General features: G+C 55.4%; 15 protein-coding genes, 1 tRNA gene and 1 riboswitch. Of the genes, 4 read left to right on the top strand and 12 right to left on the bottom strand.

The annotated features are described in order from the left end of the window. Positions 1–26: 26 nt before the first annotated feature. Positions 27–2,819 carry a phosphoenolpyruvate carboxylase gene (locus tag CPA57_RS00630; protein ID WP_182080604.1) on the top strand — a complete coding sequence of 931 codons (2,793 nt, stop codon included), beginning with the start codon at positions 27–29 and terminating at the stop codon, positions 2,817–2,819. Positions 2,820–2,889: 70 nt separating this feature from the next. Here CPA57_RS00630 and CPA57_RS00625 read toward each other — a convergent pair whose 3' ends face one another. The 4 genes from CPA57_RS00625 to CPA57_RS00610 form a co-directional block, all read right to left on the bottom strand. Beyond that, on the bottom strand, positions 2,890–4,230 hold the full coding sequence (locus CPA57_RS00625; protein ID WP_182080602.1) for a voltage-gated chloride channel family protein: 1,341 nt from the start codon (positions 4,228–4,230) through the stop codon (positions 2,890–2,892). A 46-nt stretch (positions 4,231–4,276) separates the two neighbouring features. Then, positions 4,277–4,364: riboswitch (Fluoride riboswitch) on the bottom strand. Between the two features lie 113 nt (positions 4,365–4,477). Then, a complete protein-coding gene (gene fusA / locus CPA57_RS00620; protein ID WP_182080600.1) occupies positions 4,478–6,589 on the bottom strand; it encodes an elongation factor G in 2,112 nt (703 codons plus the stop codon). A gap of 153 nt (positions 6,590–6,742) precedes the next feature. After that, a complete protein-coding gene (gene rpmB / locus CPA57_RS00615) occupies positions 6,743–7,048 on the bottom strand; it encodes a 50S ribosomal protein L28 (protein WP_077395677.1) in 306 nt (101 codons plus the stop codon). A 133-nt stretch (positions 7,049–7,181) separates the two neighbouring features. Next, on the bottom strand, positions 7,182–8,987 hold the full coding sequence (locus CPA57_RS00610) for an ABCB family ABC transporter ATP-binding protein/permease (RefSeq protein ID WP_182080598.1): 1,806 nt from the start codon (positions 8,985–8,987) through the stop codon (positions 7,182–7,184). Between the two features lie 172 nt (positions 8,988–9,159). On the opposite strand from CPA57_RS00610, the gene CPA57_RS00605 reads away from it, so the two are divergent. Then, on the top strand, positions 9,160–10,002 hold the full coding sequence (locus CPA57_RS00605; protein ID WP_182080596.1) for an NUDIX hydrolase: 843 nt from the start codon (positions 9,160–9,162) through the stop codon (positions 10,000–10,002). An 80-nt stretch (positions 10,003–10,082) separates the two neighbouring features. Further along, complete coding sequence (locus CPA57_RS00600) at positions 10,083–11,198, top strand: AI-2E family transporter (protein ID WP_182080595.1); 1,116 nt, start codon at positions 10,083–10,085, stop codon at positions 11,196–11,198. Between the two features lie 12 nt (positions 11,199–11,210). Here CPA57_RS00600 and CPA57_RS00595 read toward each other — a convergent pair. From CPA57_RS00595 to CPA57_RS00565, 7 genes are all read right to left on the bottom strand, one after another. Continuing rightward, a tRNA-Pro gene (locus CPA57_RS00595) sits at positions 11,211–11,287 on the bottom strand. Positions 11,288–11,351: 64 nt separating this feature from the next. After that, complete coding sequence (locus CPA57_RS00590; protein WP_182080593.1) at positions 11,352–13,172, bottom strand: MerR family transcriptional regulator; 1,821 nt, start codon at positions 13,170–13,172, stop codon at positions 11,352–11,354. Continuing rightward, complete coding sequence (locus tag CPA57_RS00585) at positions 13,159–13,479, bottom strand: integration host factor subunit alpha (protein WP_195805386.1); 321 nt, start codon at positions 13,477–13,479, stop codon at positions 13,159–13,161. The genes CPA57_RS00590 and CPA57_RS00585 overlap by 14 nt, the downstream gene beginning before the upstream one ends. A 107-nt stretch (positions 13,480–13,586) precedes the next feature. Then, positions 13,587–14,582: a beta-ketoacyl-ACP synthase III gene (locus CPA57_RS00580; RefSeq protein WP_182080591.1), complete on the bottom strand. Its 996-nt coding sequence runs from the start codon at positions 14,580–14,582 to the stop codon at positions 13,587–13,589. Positions 14,583–14,591: 9 nt separating this feature from the next. Further along, entirely contained in the window at positions 14,592–15,695 is a 1,104-nt protein-coding gene (gene plsX, locus CPA57_RS00575) for a phosphate acyltransferase PlsX (RefSeq protein WP_182080589.1), read from the bottom strand. Between the two features lie 105 nt (positions 15,696–15,800). After that, complete coding sequence (gene rpmF / locus CPA57_RS00570; protein WP_077395684.1) at positions 15,801–16,007, bottom strand: 50S ribosomal protein L32; 207 nt, start codon at positions 16,005–16,007, stop codon at positions 15,801–15,803. Positions 16,008–16,228: 221 nt separating this feature from the next. Further along, entirely contained in the window at positions 16,229–16,828 is a 600-nt protein-coding gene (locus CPA57_RS00565; protein WP_182080587.1) for a DUF177 domain-containing protein, read from the bottom strand. A gap of 257 nt (positions 16,829–17,085) precedes the next feature. Between CPA57_RS00565 and CPA57_RS00560 the strand changes: the two genes are divergently transcribed. Then, complete coding sequence (locus tag CPA57_RS00560) at positions 17,086–17,646, top strand: outer membrane protein assembly factor BamE (RefSeq protein WP_182081739.1); 561 nt, start codon at positions 17,086–17,088, stop codon at positions 17,644–17,646. A gap of 68 nt (positions 17,647–17,714) precedes the next feature. Here the strand turns inward: CPA57_RS00560 and CPA57_RS00555 are convergent, their stop codons facing one another. Beyond that, complete coding sequence (locus tag CPA57_RS00555) at positions 17,715–18,260, bottom strand: MarR family winged helix-turn-helix transcriptional regulator (protein WP_229709136.1); 546 nt, start codon at positions 18,258–18,260, stop codon at positions 17,715–17,717. Positions 18,261–18,268 lie beyond the last annotated feature (8 nt).

Raw genomic sequence — 18,268 nt, 5'->3', positions numbered from 1 at the left:
GATCAAGACAAGCGAGACTGTTCCCCATGCCTGATTGCGCCTCCCAGACTGACGCATCGCCTGCTGAACTGATTGAATCCTGTGCTACAGTGCTGAAACGCACGCCACATGACCTTTCCAGCCTGATTATTTCTATTGCGGAAAAAACGGGAGCAGAAAAAGGCCTGGAAACAATCGGACAGGCTGTACGTCTGTTACGGGATCGCAATTTCATGACCCGGGCCGATGCTCTGCGTCGTTATGTTGGGCTGGAGCATGATGGCACCATCTGCCCGCCAGAACCCCGCCTACGCAAAGTAGCCGAACAGCTGGTCGCACAGGCCCGGACGCCAGACGACCTCTCCATAACCGGTTTTTCTGCCGTCTTCACGGCTCATCCGACCTTTGCCCTGGCCAATGATGTCTATGAGCTTCTCGCCCGCCGGGCAGAAGACCCAGCCTGCCCAGTACCTTCCCTGCCGACACATCGCCGCGCTACACCGCCAACACTGGATGAAGAGCAGGCTCTAGCCCTTGCCGCTATCACTCGTGGGCGTGATGCGCTGGACAAACTCTCAGCAGAAATCCTTCAGGCTGCACATCGCCGCTGGCCTGATTCTAAAGAGCTGACCCCGGCCCCTGTCCGACTGGCCAGCTGGGTGGGTTTTGATACGGATGGCCGTAATGACATCGGCTGGTGGGATACAATCCGCATCCGTCTGGGCCTCAAGATCGCCCAGCTGGAACGCCTGCTCGAAGGGTTGGAGCGGATTGGCCTGAAAGATTCCGCCCTCGGCAAACGGGTTATCTCTGCTCTGCAGGCCACACAGCAACAGCGGGAGGCCTGCCCCCGTTCCATCCCCGGCCAGACCATGAAGCCGGAAGATATTGCCCGTTTTTCCCACACCCTGATTGACCTGCGGGAAACGGCTCTCCTCAACGCTAAAGAACTACTTCCCCTCTTCGAGGCAGAAGCCGCCGGCCTGGATGATACAACAGCCCGTCAGCTGGATGTCATCCGTACGGGCTTCCTCAATCATGGGCTAGGGCTGTCTCACATCCACACCCGTCTCAATGCGGCGCAGATTTATAACGTAGCCCGTACAAGGCTCGGCCTGACGGATGACCCGACCCTGCCTTTCCATCGTCGGGCTCTACTCTCGCACATTGATGCCGCCATGGATGATCTAAAGCCCCTGGCCATCGACTTCGGCGCTCTGCTGGTAGAACCTAGTGCCGCATCACGCCTGATGATGACCATGGCGCAGATCCTCAAGCACGTTGATTCTGGGTCTCCCATCCGCTTCCTGATTGCCGAGACGGAAAGTGGCTATACGCTGCTTGCCACACTATGGCTGGCCCGCCTCTTTGGCATCCGTGATGACCAGATTGAAATTTCCCCGCTTTTCGAGACAGAGAGTGCTCTGGAAAACGGTGCGGAAATTTTGGAGGAAGCCTTCCGCTCTCCACACTGGCGGGCCTATCTCCGGGCTAACGGGCGTCTCTCCCTCCAGTTCGGTTATTCGGATTCCGGGCGTTATGTCGGGCAGCTAGCAGCTGGCCCCATGGTCGAACGCCTCCGCCTGCGTACGCTGGAACTGATGAAAGAACATGGGCTAGACGATATCGCCTTGACCATGTTCGACACTCATGGCGAAAGCATTGGCCGTGGTGCCCATCCTTTCAGCCTAAAAGAGCGTCTGGAATATTTCTCCCCGGCTAACACACGGCAGGCCCTGCGCAAAGCAGGGATTACAAGCCGGGTCGAAGCGGCTTTTCAGGGAGGGGACGGCTATCTCTCCTTCGGAACAGAGAACCTTGCCGCCTCTACCATTGCAACACTGGCTGAATTCGTTGCTGCGCAGGGAGAACCCATTGCCGCAGAGGCACTGAATGATCCGCTCTTCAGCAAGCCCGATTTTGCTATGGATTTCTTCTCCACCATCGCCCTGAAGATGGGGGATCTGGTTGATGACCCCGGCTATACTGCCCTACTTAGTGCTTTCGGCCCTGCATTGGTGGACAAAACCGGCTCCCGCCCTTCTGCACGTCAGTCCGACACAGCACGGGTGACACGCATCACTCATCCGAGCCAGATCCGTGCCATTCCCAATAATGCCATTCTCCAGCAGCTAGGCTGGTGGGCTAATGTTCTGCACGGCCTTGGCGGGGCCGCCCGCCGCCATACGGAACAGTTCGAGCAACTGCGCCACAGCTCTCCCCGTTTCCGCCAGCTCATGGATTTTGCGTCCCAGGCTCTGAAACATTCAGACCTGGATGTTCTACGAGCCACCATTCATCAGCTGGACCCCGGCACATGGCTGAACCGTGCAGCTGACTGCGACAATGCCGATGATCGGGTACATTTCCTCAATATTGCCCGTGACCTGGAAGAGCTGGAGTTCTGGAAGAGCGTTCCGGCTCTCTTCCGTCGCATCCAGCGGGAAGACATCGCCCTACGCTCCGCATGGCCGGAAGCCCCCCGCATGAACGTGGACGAGAAGCTGCTACACGTCATCCGCTTTGCCTTGATGGACCGCATCTGGACACTAGGGACACACATCCCCTATTTCGGCCCCCGTGGCACGCTAACCCGGGAAGCCATCACAACGCTTATCCTCTGCCTCGATGTCCCACGGGCCTTGCGCCTGCTGGATGACCTCTTCCCCATCACAGCCCCCAGCATTGCCGATCTCGATTTCGGCGAACCCGGCGGTGCTGGTGTGGCACAGGGCTTTGCCCGTGAGCATCGGGAAATCTTCCAGCCGTTACGAGAAGCGTTCGATCTGCTCCGTGAGGTCGGTGTCGCCATCATGCACGCCAATCACTGCTTCGGCTGACGCCACTCTCTGTTATAGAGACACTACAGAAAGGGCCTCTTTCCCTCCCGGGAAGAGGCCCTTTTTCAATTCAGAGCTGATCTTCTTCCTTCCAAATACCTTCTCTGGTGCGACGCAAAGCTATGCCCGGCACGAAATCAGACCGCCATATTTTAGGCACCCCTACCTTCTGGGACAGATAAATTCCCGTATGACCAGAACAGAGATAGGCAATAAAACAACCCGTGGCGTAATAAACGATATTCGCCCCGCCAAAGAGTTCCACTCCCATGATCGTACAGGCCAGAGGGGTATTCACGGCACCACCAAAAACAGCCACCATGCCCACACCCGCTAGAAGATCATTGGGAACACCCAACACTGGCGCAAGGGCATTCCCCAAGCCAGCCCCGACGAAAAATAGCGGCGTCACCTCTCCTCCCTTATAGCCTGTAGCGAGAGCAATGACGGTAAAAACCAGCTTCAACAGCCAGCTCCAATCATAATGGGCTGTACTGAAAAAATTGATGATGGAGGCCCCTCCAGCCTCTGGAGCCACAACACCAAGCCCCAGATAATCCCGTGTGCCCAAAAGCCAGACCAGCAGAATGGTTGCAATGCCACCGATGGCAGGTTGTAACCACGGTGTCGGGCAAATTTTCTTCACAACAGGACCAAGCCGATAAACACCTTCTGCAAAAGCACGGCTAGCAAAGCCGAACATCACGGCAGCAACGGCTACTTTTGCCCACAATGTAGCATCCACATGGAAAGGTATCTGCCCCGGTGAAGCCAGCCCCTTGAAGGTAACTGGATAGACAGCGTGATGAATACCCCACTGATGACATGTCCAATCGGCGATGATAGAGGCGACCGCCACCGGCAATAGGGCCGAGTAATCCAGCGCACCAAGGGTCAGAACCTCTAGCCCAAAAACAGCCCCCGTGATGGGCGTGCCATACACAGCCCCTAGACCGGACGCCACACCAGCTGTCAGCAAGATGCTTGTGTTGCGCTTATCCAATTGGAAGAGTTTGGCAAAACTACTGGCAAGGCTCCCGCCCATCTGCACGGCTGTCCCCTCACGCCCAACAGAGGCCCCGAAAAGATGACTGATTACCGTACCAATAAAAACAAGCGGCGCCATGCGCAGCGGCACGCCTTCCGATGGATTATGAATCTCATCAAGGATGAGATTATTACCACCACCTGCACGACCGCCCCACCAGTAATAGGACAAAGCCACCGCCACACCAGCAAAGGGCAGACCATACAAAATAGCCGGATGAACAAAACGGTAGTGCGTTACCCATTCCAGCATCCAGAGAAAGAGAGCGCAAGAACTCCCTACAACCATGGCCAATGGTACCAGCAGACCAAACCAGCGGAGCAGGTTCAACGCAAACGACATCACATCTTTTGAAGACAACATAAGAGACTCCTCCACCCTCCCCCTCATACGGTCTTATGAGAGGTCTTAATTGGCAGGAATCATCAGCCTTTCCCGATTCCTCGGGTGGGCGGTTCGGCCTAGCGGCCCGGTGGTAATCCATCACCGTATGCTCGTGTAAGTAACACCACCGTAAGATGGTCTGTCAAGCTGGGATGGGACAAAAGAAAACCCTCCGCCAGCGAACTGACGGAGGGCCCTCCTTAAAGAAGGATCGTTACAGGGCGTATCAGGAACGCTCTGCGATGATCTCATCCTGCACGTTGCGCGGCACCGGCTCGTAGTGGTGGAACTGCATGGTGAAGGATGCACGACCCTTCGTTGCAGAACGCAGATGAGAAATGTAACCGAACATTTCCTTCAGCGGCACCTGAGAACGGATCAGAACGGTGGAGCCAGATGTCTCCTGGTTCTGAATGATACCACGGCGGCGGTTCAGGTCACCCACCACGTCACCAACGTGATCGTTCGGGGTGGTGATTTCCACATCCATGATCGGCTCCAGAATGACCGGACCAGCCTTCTTCATACCTTCACGGAAGCAGGCCTTAGCGGCGATTTCGAAGGCCAGAGCCGAGGAGTCAACATCGTGGTACTTACCGTCTTCCAGAGTGAACTTGAAGCCCACCGTTTCGAAGCCAGCCAGCACACCTGTCGTGGACTGCATACGCACGCCCTTTTCGACAGCCGGGATGTATTCCTTCGGCACAGCACCACCGACGATCTTGTTCTCGAAGATGATCTCTTCGTCACCCTTCTCCGGCAGCGGCTCGAAGGTGATCTTCACCTCAGCGAACTGACCAGAACCACCGGACTGCTTCTTATGAGTGTAGGTCTCGGTGTGGGACTGAGTGATCGCCTCACGGTAGGCAACCTGCGGAGCACCGATGTTCGCATCAACGCCATACTCACGGCGCAGACGGTCCACGATGATGTCCAGATGCAGCTCACCCATACCGGAAAGAATGGTCTGACCTGTTTCCTGATCTGTCCGCAGGTGCAGAGACGGATCTTCAGCTGTCAGCTTCTGGAGGGCCAGCGTCATCTTCTCGACGGCATCCTTGGTCTTCGGCTCGACAGAAATATCGATCACCGGAACCGGGAACTGCATACGCTCCAGAACAACCGGGTCAGCTGCATCGGCCAGTGTGTCACCGGTCACGGTGTCTTTCAGACCAACGAAGGCAGCAATGTCACCAGCGCCGACAGACTTCACTTCCTGACGCTTGTCAGCGTGCATCTGGAACATGCGGCCAACACGCTCCTTGGTGCCCTTTGTGGTGTTCAGCACGGTGTCACCCGTATTCAGCACGCCACGATAGACACGAACGAAGGTCAGTGTACCATACTTATCGGAGATGATCTTAAAGGCGAGACCGGCGAACTTGCCTTCCGGGTCAACCGGGATGATCGGCAGGAAGCTCTCATCAACTTCCTTATCTTCCGGCGGAGCAATACGAATACCCTCAACCTCATCCGGAGCCGGGAGGTAGTCGATCACGGCATCCAGCAGCGGCTGCACACCCTTGTTCTTGAAGGCCGTACCACACAGGACAGGGCGGAACTCACCAGAGATCGTACCCTTCTTGATGCAGCGCTTCAGAGTAGCAAGGTCTACCTCGCCCTTCTCGAAATACTCTTCCATAGCGGCGGTATCGACGCTCAGAGCCGTATCAAGCAGGTTCTGACGTGCTTCTTCAGCACGCTCCTTCATATCGGCCGGAATTTCTTCGTAGTGGAACTTAGCACCCAGCTCACCACCTTCCCAGACGATGGCACGCATTTCCACCAAGTCCACGACACCGACCATGTTCTCTTCGGCGCCAATCGGCAGCTGAAGCGGAATGGCCACGATATCCAGCTTCTCCTTCAGTGTGCTGAAGGCGTAGTCGAAGTCGGCACCGGTACGGTCCAGCTTGTTGATGAAGATGATACGGGGCACGTTATAGCGGTCAGCCAGACGCCAGTTGGTTTCGGACTGCGGCTGCACACCGGCCACACCTTCGATCACGAAGATAGCGCCATCGAGCACACGGAGGGAGCGGTTCACCTCAATGTTGAAGTCGATATGGCCAGGGGTGTCGATGATGTTGATGCGGTGGCCGTCCCACTCACAGGTCACAGCAGCGGAGGTGATGGTGATGCCACGCTCACGCTCCTGCTCCATGTAGTCGGTCGTGGTGTTCCCGTCATGCACTTCACCGATACGGTGGGACATACCGGTGTAATAGAGCATGCGCTCTGTCGTCGTCGTCTTACCGGCGTCAATGTGAGCGGTAATACCGATGTTGCGAATCTTTGAGAGAGCGGACTTCGCGCCCTGAACGCTGTCGTCGGTCACGGGAAACCTCCAAAATGCAAGGAAAGGTGCCACCGCCTGCGCCGGGGCACCCTCATCAGACCCTGTATGAATACCAGAAAAACGGACTGCGCCGGCAGAGTCACCCCGGAACAGCCGCCCGCCCTATACTAAGGACGGGCTCAGCTACCTAAATCAGGCAGCCGGCTGGGCAGCCTTACGTTCCTGAACGCGCAGGATACGACGCTTGATAACAAGAGCCTCCGGCGTCAGTTTCCGGTTCGGTGTACCCAGCAGGAAGGAATCAAGTCCGCCATTATGCTCAACTGTACGGATACCCTTGGCAGACAGGCGCATACGCACCGGTGCCTCGAGGATATCGGACAGGAGCGTGGCTTCCTGAAGGTTCGGGAGGAAACGGCGACGGGATTTGTTATTGGCGTGGCTGACGTTATTGCCCGTCAGCACCCCTTTGCCCGTGACATGGCAACGGCGAGACATAGAACTTCCTCGATACTGTGATACGCAGAGCCGCAAAACGGCTTAGCGTGTTCCGTAAATAAGGCGGGCTTATGACGTATAGACGCTGATACGTCAAGTCTTTCCTGCCTTTCATACCGACAGAAGTAGCCCGCTACCCCTCTACAACCGAATGACTTTCAACGGAACCCCCTCTTGCCTGCAATCTCCACATTCCTGCGTAAATACCTTCTTTTTCTAGCAGGTCATGATGGGTTCCCTCCTCCATCACCTTTCCGCCCTCCATAACAAGAATATGGTCAGCACGCTGGATCGTAGAAAGACGATGGGCAATCACAACCGTTGTCCGGCCGGATGACAAAGCCAAAAGCTCCTGCTGTATGGCGTCCTCCGTTTTAGTATCCAGGGCACTAGTCGCCTCATCCAGCACTAGCAGGCGGGGGCTGCGCAATAGGATACGGGCAATGGCCATTCTCTGCCTCTCCCCACCAGAAAGGCGCACACCTCGTTCTCCAACCAGTGTGGCGAACCCATCTGGCAATCTCTCAATAAGTGGCCCTAACTGCGCAGCTTCGGCAGCCCGTCGGATCTCCTCCATTCCAGCCCCTACCCGACCATAGGCAATATTTTCGGCAATCGTGGCATTAAAAAGCGATGTATCCTGCGCCACCACGCCAATTTGCGCCCGCAGGACCTCCAACGACAGATCAGGAAGGGCCACACCTTCCATCAGCACTTTTCCTTCCTGCGGGTCATACAGACGGCTGATGAGCTTCGCTAATGTCGATTTACCAGACCCGCTACGCCCCACCACTGCAAGCATTCTGCCAGCCTCCAACCGGAAGCTAACATCCTGTAGGATCAACCTGCCCGGCTCATACCCAAAGGTAACGTGCTGCATCTCCAGCGTAACGCCTCCGGGCTGCCCTATGGGCAATGGCGCAGGCTTGGACGGGGACTGTATCTCTGGCTTCAAAGCCATAAGCTCCAGATAAGCCTCCATATCCACACGAGCATTACGCCAGCCCGCCCCGACATAATTCAAAGCCCCGACTGAGGCATAAACACTCCGAAGATAAGTGCCAATCAGCACAAACTGTGCAACACCGAGTCGATGAGCCTCAATATCTAATATAGCCATCCCCAGTAACGAGGCCGTTGCTAAAGCAATCAGAATATTGCGAATGGCCTGAGAACTTCCAATAAGTTTCTGCAACCGTGCTTCAGCTGCGCTTAAAGACTTCCATATCTTTTCCTGCCGTCGGCTTTCATAAGCGGCATTACCAAAAGCCCGGACAATATCCGCATTGAGCAAACTATCTACAAGATGACGGTGTGCGTTGCTGTTTGCCTGATTACGCTCCCTACGGGCCTGCATCCGCCAACGCGTGAAAAGAAATGATACGCCCGCATAGAGGAGCAACGTGCCGCAGAGCAGCACCAGGTACCAGCCATCAAAAACATGCAGCACCACAATAAATGTCAGCCCCAACCCCAACAAGTTTGGCATGACATTAGAAAACGCCATATCCACAATCGTGCTAGCCGCATCGGCGCCTCGGTCGATGACACGGGTCAAAGCCCCGGTCTGCCGTTGCTGGTGGAAACGGGCACTGAGTTGATGGATATGTTCCAATCCCCGTAGACTAATCCGCTCCCGCAGCACCGTTCTTATCGGCACCATAAGCAGGCTACGCGCCGGCCCCGCTACCGCCCCCAACATACGCAGGACTGTATAGCTTGCTAGAAGAGCCATGATGGCCACCAAAGCGGTCTCATGCCCTGAAAGCCTACCTACCATGCCACTGAACAGCCAAGGCGTGGCAACCGCTGTCACACTCTCCAAAACCAGCAGAATACAAGCGCAACAAAAGCGCAGAGACCAACCTTTAAGGGAAGAAGGGCGCACTTGCCGCCAAAAAGCCCGAAGAGACAGACGTCCGTTTTTTATTGCTGCCATAAAAACCTGATAAATATTACACTGCTGAGATAAGAGCCGTCCCTAGAAGAACTTTACACCCTCCCATCCTTTCTGCCAGCATCTACCTGTTGACAATGCCGCTGGAACGGGTGCGTCCCTGACGCCACCGCCCCCATCTCCACATCATGAATGAACATTTTTGAGAGACCTCATGCTGTCCTCCGCTGCCTCTCCTTTCCTCCGCCACATAGAACGGTGCCGTAATGTCACCCTTCCGGCAGGGCGTCTTCCTCTACTACATGACGGCATAACCATCGGCCTGGTAGACCCTGCCTGCCTGAGCTGGATGACCAACCCTGCATGCGCTGGCCTACTGAGTGTGAATGAAGATCATATCCTCCTACCAGACGGGCAGAACCTACAACGGATCAGCACTATTCTGGCACAGCAGGAACGTTATGTGCCGTTCAAGGAGTGGTTTGATGTCCGCTCTCCCAAGGGGCAGATCATCGGACAAATTGACCGTGGCTTAATCCCGGTTTTCGGTGTGGAGGCCTCTGGCGTCCATCTAAACGGCCTTGTCCAGAAGGATACGGGCCTGCATCTCTGGGTTGCCCGCCGGAGCCCCCACAAACGGCTAGACCCCGGCAAGCTGGATCATCTGGTAGCTGGGGGCATGAGCAGCGGCCTCACAGCAGAAGAAACAGTCATTAAAGAGGCTGAGGAAGAAGCGGCCATCCCGGCCCACCTCTCTCGTCAGGCCCGCCATGCCAGTACGCTCCATTATGCCATGTCCCGCCCGGAAGGGCTGCGCCGTGACCGACTTTATTGTTACGACCTCCTCCTCCCGGAAGATTTTATTCCCCATATCAATGATGGCGAAGTAGAATCCTTCCACCTCATGCCGGTCGAGGACGTATTTCAGCGGGTACGGGATACGGACGATTTCAAATTTAACGTTAATCTTGTCCTTCTGGACCTTTTCCTCCGGCTTGGGATGTTCGATAAGCAAGACGGCTCAATTCTGGCGGAGAATTTACATGGGCACGTCTAATTGACTACCCTTTCCGGACCGCCCCACAGCAATGTGACGCCCTCCTTCATTCTGGCAAGCTGACCGAGACACCACACACTATGACCACTCATTCCGACAAGGGTACTCCACAAATCAGGCTTACCCTGCCCTCCAAAACCCTACAGAAACGCGCCCGCGGTTTTCTTGCGTTGTTCTTCATCCTCGCTGCACTCTGGACACTTAGAAGCATGCTGCCGGCCCTGCTATGGGGCGGCATCTTCGCAATCGCCCTCTGGCCGCTTTACAGGCGATCGGTACAGCGCTTTGGCCAAACCGTCTGGCTGCCGCTACTCTTCACCGGCGTGCTGGCGCTGGTCTTTCTAGTGCCCGTTTCCTTCATCAGCATCAAAACAGCGGACGAGGTCCATTCTGCCTTCCTGTGGCTCGATACAATCCGCCACCAAGGGCTACCCGCTCCTGCTTGGCTGGATCGCCTACCTGTGGCTTCTGGACAGGTTAAGGCGATCTGGACAGAGCATCTCAGCAACCCCGACACCCTGAACGAGCTCTTTCATTCTCTGAATGTCGGTCACAGTGTTGCTGTGGGCAAACAGTTTGGATCAGAGGTTCTGCATCGGGGTATCTTGTTCGGTTTCTCCATGCTGACACTTTTCTTCTTGCTCAAGGATGGCGACAGCATCATCCGCAAATGCATGATCGGGTCGCAGCGTCTCTTTGGAGCACAAGGGGAAAGCTTGGCACGGCAGATCATCGCCTCCATTCATGGCACGGTTTCCGGGCTGGTTCTGGTGGGTCTTGGCGAAGGGGCCATCATGGGCGTGTGCTATGTAGTCGCCGGTGCGCCACAACCGCTTATCTTCGGCTTGGCAACAGCCATTGCTGCTATGGTGCCCCTACTGGGCTGGATTGCCGTAACAGGGGTCTGCCTGCTGATCGCCTTTAAAGGCAGCATGCTGGCTGCCGCCATCGTATGGCTAATCGGTGCGATCGTACTTTTCGTAGCCGATCACTTCATTCGTCCTGTTCTGATCGGCGGCAGTACGAAGGTGCCGTTCCTCTGGGTTCTGATGGGTATTCTGGGAGGTGCAGAAACATGGCAGCTAATGGGCCTGTTCATCGGCCCGGCCATTATGGCGGGATTGCATCTACTATGGACACTATGGACCAGCAATAAGGTCTCTGCCCAGCGTGCAACACATATTGTGAAGGAATGAAACCGCAGGAGATGGTCGGGCAGGCGGGATTCGAACCCACGACCCCCAGTCCCCCAGACTGATGCGCTACCAGACTGCGCTACTGCCCGTCGTCCTGCGGTGAGGAAGCTCTAGCAGCCTCGGACTATTCTTGCAATGGTCCGAGGCTCTTTTTTAACATTTTTCAGCAAGTAAGGTCTTTCTCATTCCGGCTAGTTCGCCGAGAAGATCATGCAAGAGACCGTCCAACTCGCTTTTCCGCTTAGCCTGAAGGCGGCTATCCATCTCTTGCGCTGCCAGCCTTTGCTGGAGGACAACGCCCTCCCCTTCCAAAGCACGGATGCGTTCCAGAGATTCCGCATGCCGCTCACGTTCTTCGGCAAAACCGGCCTGCTCCTGCCGCAGCTCACTATTCTCCGCTTCGAGGCGTTCCACCTTCTCAACAATAACAGCTTGCGCAGCCTGCTTCTCTTCGCCTTCTTTCAACGAACGCTTGAGGCGCACATTCTCATCCTCAAGCGACTGCATGATCAGAACAGACTGCTCCAACTTCCGTACAAGCTCCTGCCGTTCCCCACTCAAGGTCTCTAGCTGGCTGGCACGCTTTTTATGCTGAAGGGCCTCTTCTTGCTGCAACGAATGAAGCTGTTCCTGCTCCGCCTGCAACGTCGTAAACCGACCATGCAACGCATCAAACTCACCCTGTTTGACCTCTGCATTTTGCAGCTGCTTTTCCATTTCAGTTGTCAGACGCTCGACTGTCTCCCTCAGGCTGATAGTCTCTTCTTCCAACTTCTGATATCTAAGCTGTGCAGCTTCCCTCTGTTTTATATCAGTAGCACGCAGCGTTTCATTCTCAGCTTCCAGAGCCTGGCAGCGTTCTGCTTCCGCCCGAACCTCTTCCAGTTCTTTGGTCAGCTCCTGAACTCGCCCATGCTCGACTTGCATGTCCGCCAGCTTTCCCCTTAGCCCTTCAAGCTGAGTCAGCCGCTCCTTGCGGGACTCTGCCTCTCTCTGATGCTCTTTTGCCTGAGACCTCAGCTGCTCAATCGTTCTTTGCAACTCGTGATTGCGCTCTTCTAACGTTCGGCCACGAGCTGCCTCTGCTTCACGCTGTTTCTGCCCCGCTACACGCAGAGCTTCATTCTCAGATTCGAGACGTCGAGCACTGGCCTGCACAGCTTCCAGCTTTTCACGCAAGGCTTGTGCTTCCCCACGCTCCGCCTCTCGCTGTTTCTGCCCTGCTGCACGCAGAGCTTCATTCTCAGATTCGAAACGTCGAGCACTAGCCTGCACAACTTCCAACTTTTCACGCAGGGCTTGTGCTTCCCCACGCTCATCCTGCAACTTGGTTAATTCCGAACGCAGCTCATCAAGCTGTAATTGTCGCTCTTTCTCGCCAGCCTCTGCCTGCTGATGCGCCTTCTTTTCTGCCGTCAGGCGCTCAACAGCTTCCTGCAAAACAAGATTCTGCTCTTCAAGCTCCGCTAGATAAACTTTTTCGTCTTCCTTTTGAGGCACCGCATCATGAGCTTGCTCAAGTGCCTCCTTCAAAGAAGTGTTCTCATCTTCCAATGTCTTGAGAGACAGAGCAATACGACCAAATTCTTCAAGACGCTCATTAAGCGTCCTGTTTTCCTGTTGAAGTTCCTTCAGCTGATCAGATTGCGGCGACACATCCTCATCGGCCGTCTCCTCACTCCTATGAGACGAGGATGCGGTATCATCACCGATAATCCCCTCACGCTTTAACTGTGGGACAACTTCATGGCTTCGAGCACCATCTTGATAAAGCAGCCGGGCAATATTCCGCACGATCATGACGGCCCGCTCGTCGTAATAGCTCTGCCCGTCTCCACGCTGCTCCGTCTTAAAAACGGGATAGAGACTTTCCCACGAGCGCAAACGATACAGGGGTAGGCCCAGCTCTTCGGCAACACTAGCTGCCGTCCTCAGAGCATCATGCTGACGCTGAGATGAATCAGTGGAAGTCATTAGGGGCACCCTGCGTTACTGATCTACCGTTAACACTCTCCCGCAACAAACGGGACGGACGGAAAAACGGTACACGCCGTGCCGAGATGACGGCTTCCTCCCCCGTAAGGGGATTCCGCCCTAGACGAGGTGCTTTATCCCGCACGGCAAACGTTCCAAAGCCGCTGATTTTCAACGACTTACCCTGTTCGAGCGTCTGGACAAACAGCTCGAACATTTCCTCCAGAAACAGGATAGCCTGCTGCCGGGAAAAGCCATGCTCCTCCTGAAGGAGCTCTATCAGATCAGCGCGTGCAATTGTCTCCATAATGAGAAAACGTATCACGAGCTATCTAATTAGCACACTGAAAAAACGAAATCCCCTGCATATAAATCAGGGGATCCCACAAGCACCTTACCCGAAACTGAACAGCCTCACATTCTTATAAGTGCTGAACCCCACGTCAGACCACCACCCAGAGCCTCCATCAGGACCAGATCACCCTGCCTGATCCGCCCATCACGGACAGCTTCATCCAGCGCCAATGGAATGGAAGCAGCTGAAGTGTTGGCGTGGCGATCCACCGTCACCACAACACGATCCGATGGCAAAGAAAGTTTCTTGGCCATGCCATCGATAATTCTTAGATTCGCCTGATGTGGCACCATCCACTGAATGTCTGTCCCCTTGAGACCGTTGGTCTCTAGGGCTTCATCAACAGCGGCAGCCAGATTGACAACAGCATGACGGAATACCTCCCGCCCATGCATCTTCAGAGCTACCTTGCCGGATGTACACCCAACGGCCCCATCAACATAAAGGAGATCACCGAGCCGCCCATCTGCATGAAGATGAGTCGACAATATGCCCTCACCCTCCCCTGCGCCTGCCTCCAGCAGGACAGCGCCAGCACCATCACCGAACAGAACACAGGTAGACCGGTCTTCCCAATCCAGCAGACGGGAAAAGACTTCCACGCCAATCACCATAATACGCTTGGCCTGACCAGAGCGGATCATGGAATCGCCAATCGTTAGGGCATAGACGAAACCGGAACAGGCTGCACTGACATCAAAGCCAAAGCCCCGCTCCATACCCAGAGCCGCTTGAACACGCACAGCAACAGACGGGAAAACCTGATCCGGCGTTGATGTCGCCACAATGATAGCATCAACATCGTCGGCTGTTTTACCAGCGTGATCCAGTGCCCTCTGCGCTGCCTTATGAGCAAGTGAAACAGCTGTCTCATCCCCTGAGACGATATGACGCTGCTGGATTCCCGTTCTGGTCCGTATCCACTCATCTGATGTATCAAGATTGAACTCAGCAGCCAGCTCATCATTACTGAAAGCGCGCTGCGGAAGAGCACTGCCGACACCTATCAGACGGGCACCCGTTACCTTGTTCCGGGCCTGTTTATCCTGCGCCATATGAAGACGTCACTCCTGCTCTTTGTTCTCTCCAGACTGCCCCAGCATACCTAGCTGGTCCAGACGGTGGCGGATCTTGTCGTTCAGACGGTTCTCTACGGCGTCTATAGCAACATCCACAGCAGAGGCGAAACCTTCCGCATCGGCTCCGCCATGTGACTTCACAACGATGCCATTCAGCCCCACAAACACAGCACCGTTATAGCGGCTGGGATCAATCCATTCCTTCATCCGACGCAGACCGGGCCGCACCAGAATATAACCAAGTTTGGTCAACCAGTTGCTCATGAACACACTTCTGAGCAACCCGAACGCCAGCTTTAGTGCTCCCTCACCTGTCTTCAGTGCGACATTACCCGTAAAACCATCCGTCACAACAACATCGGTCACGCCTGCAGTGATATCGTGACCTTCTACAAAGCCATAGAAGCGGTCAGACAGAACGCTGTCCCGCAGCCGCTCTGCCGCTTGTTTCAGACGTTCATCACCCTTCAGCTCTTCTGAGCCGACATTTAGCAGACCGATACTGGGTGCTTTGAGGGACAAAGCAGCCTGTGCAAAGGCCTCACCCATAATGGCGAACTCGACCAGATTGCGGGCATCACAAACGATATTTGCGCCAAGGTCGAGCATGACAACATCGCCACGGGCTGATGGCTGAACTGCCGCCATGGCTGGACGTGAAATTCCGGGAAGTGCCTTTACGATGATTTTCGCCAGCGCAAGCATGGCACCGCTATTGCCAGCAGAAACAACGCCCCGTGCCTCACCAGACGCCACAGCTTCCATGGCAATCCGCATGGATGATCCCCGTACACGGAGGGCCGCAGTGGGCTTCATCTCCATCGGGATACTCTCCGGCGCATGACGCACGGTGCACAGAGCTGAAAGTTTGGGATAATTCGCAAGCGATGCGTTCAGCATCTTCTCATCACCGATGAGAAGAATCCGGATATCTGGGTGACGGATAGCCGCCATCTCCAATCCGGCAAGAACGATCCCGGGGGCGTTATCTCCCCCCATGGCATCAACGGCCAGGGTAAAAGGAGCGGGAGAATGTGCAGTCTGTTTCTCGACTCCACCCTCAGCTCTAACGCCAGACGCCTCCGTCATGAGTGCAGCCCCCAGAAAATCCTTGTTTTCCTGCTTAAGCAGGACACACAAAATGCAGCCCCGGACTAAGAGTCCGGGGCTTTATCCAATTAAGGATACAGACTATCAGGCGCGGACAGCTGTCTTCAGGGCGCGGCCCTCTGCGCTGACAACCTCACGGCCATCATAATGGCCGCAGTGGCTGCATACATGATGCGGGCGCTTCATTTCGCCGCAGTTTGCACATTCAGCGTGTGCCTCAATACGAAGAGCCTGATGGCTGCGACGCATGCCACGACGGGACGGCGTAGTCTTTCTCTTGGGGACGGCCATGGGTTTCTGCCTCTCACTGGGTTGCGTATCCGGCTTCTGCTACCGCACGGCGCGGCCTCAAGCCAGAGAAATCTCACTAGGTGTTCACCACCGCCATAAGCCACGGTGCTCAGGCGTGGGGCTCTAGCAGAGAGAATAACTCTCTGCAAGCCATCAATGCCACTACGGCATTGCTCCTTGCCTCCCGCCTTTAACAGAAGACTGGAGGAATTACCACTCCCTTACGACTCTTTCCGTAATTTTTTCAGTACATCAAACGGATTTTCCCGGGCAGTATCACGGCGTTCATCCAGCTCATCATCAGACGGCGTGACCTCTACAAACGTCTCCAGCCCAGCCCCTGCCCGGCGAGGGTAAGGAGTAAGGCATAAAGCTAGCTGTTCGGCCGCTGCCTCGCCCAAGTCAATCATACGGCCATCATAGGGGATATCATCAGCATCCTCCTGAAGGAGAGCCTCGATATCAATATCCTCATCATCAGGCATCTCGGAGGCTGGAACGAAGCGCAAGCTGAAAGACTCATCAATCACCTCTGCCACCGGCTCACCCGTAATGATGCAAGCCTGTTCTAGCTGTGCCTGAATATGGCCTTCTGCCAAGACGATATTCTCCGCCCCCCGCTTGAGGTCAAAGGTACAGGCAAGCCGGTCGAGAGACAGCAGGCCAAAACGCTTCCGCAGGCCTTCTCTTTCCTCCGCATTGGCTTCCACATGCTCCTTGAGGGGGCGACCCGTCTTTGCCAAAGGAATACGGTGCGAAAATTCCGGCGTACTCTTTCCTTCAGACTGTGCTCCAGTGTCTGCTTTTCCTCCAGATGACATGATGACCTCCCGGTAGTTCTATAATGTGCCTCTTTCAGAAGGAGGCATGGCTGTGAAGTCAAGATAAAACTGTGCTGACTGCGGAGCTGAGGGATGACGGCCCACGAAAAAGATTGACATACCGCCCTCTCTGAGGCACCGGAAAGAGCACGTACGGCTTGCCCGCATACTATCAGGACAGTTTGCCCTTCATGACCAGCTTTTCTACTGCCGCCACCTCAGACAAGAGCTCCCGTTTTCTCCGCCTGACCCGCTTCATGGCAATGCATCGCCGTTGCTGGACGGGCCTGCTGGCTGGGGGAATACTCATGCTCAGCGGTTGTGAAGCCATCAGTCCTCCTCCCATCCCCCGTGGGGCACTGATTGAGAAACTGGATTATGACCAGCTTGTCCTCAATTCCAGCACGCAGAATGATGCGCTGAGCATTCTGGGATCTCCAACGGCGCATGCGACCTTCAATGACAACACATGGATCTATATCTCCATGACGAAGGACCTTGTCCCGCTGGCTCACCCTGTCGTGGACAAGCAGCAGATTCTGGTACTGAACTTCGATAATGCGGGCGTTCTCCGCAAAATGAATGTGCTGAATAAGCACGATGCCATCCGTGTCTCCATGGCGGGCGGTGCTACCCCGACACCGGGAACGCATATTTCTGTTATTCAGGAACTGCTGGGTAACGTTGGCCGCTACAACCCGATGAGCAGCATGGGCAGCACGTTCGGCGGGCTGGGAGGCAGCGGCGGCGGTATGGGCGCTGGCCCGATGAGTGGCCAGGGAACCGGTAACGGTGGCGTTGGCAACTCGATGCCCTGATCCCCTAACAGGATAATAAAGTACAGGGAGGACGAATCCTCATCCAGCGAGGAAAGTCCTTCCCTCTCCTACGACCCATCAGGAAGCTGACTAACCTGTTCAGCAGCACGTAGGACACGCCGGAAGCCATCAACAGCACTACCATCAACCTGCCGGTAGGCCAGTGTCAACACTGTGCGGATGGCCATGAAGAGTTCCGCCTCCAGCCGTCTTCCTTCATTTGTTAAGAAAATAGGCCGTTTACGTCGATCAGCACCGTCGTGCCGTTGCTCGACTAGCCTTTTCCCCTTTAGCTCTCCCAATGCTCGTCCCAGTGACTGCTTGGTGATGCCAAGGCGCCTGCAAAGCTCGCTGGGTAACAACCCCTCATGACTACCCAACAGGAACATGATCCGATGATGGGCAGGCCCCAGGCCATGAGCATCTAGCCCACTCTCACACGCAACAGAGAGGGAACGCCAAAGCGAAAGAAAGCCCTCAAAAGACTGCCTGATGGAATGTTCCCTCAGGTACAGATGCGCATCGACCATGGTTCGTGTGTCATTCTGTGCCACCGTCTTGCTCCTGCTGTTTTTCACACGCTCATCCACATGCAGCATACGCTTCCCAGCCATGAGGAGCC

The sequence above is a fragment of the Bombella favorum genome, assembly GCF_014048475.1.
Classification (GTDB): Bacteria; Pseudomonadota; Alphaproteobacteria; order Acetobacterales; family Acetobacteraceae; genus Bombella; species Bombella favorum.
The sequence above is the reverse complement of the archived record's forward strand: the minus strand, read 5'-3'. Positions and strand labels throughout refer to the sequence as shown.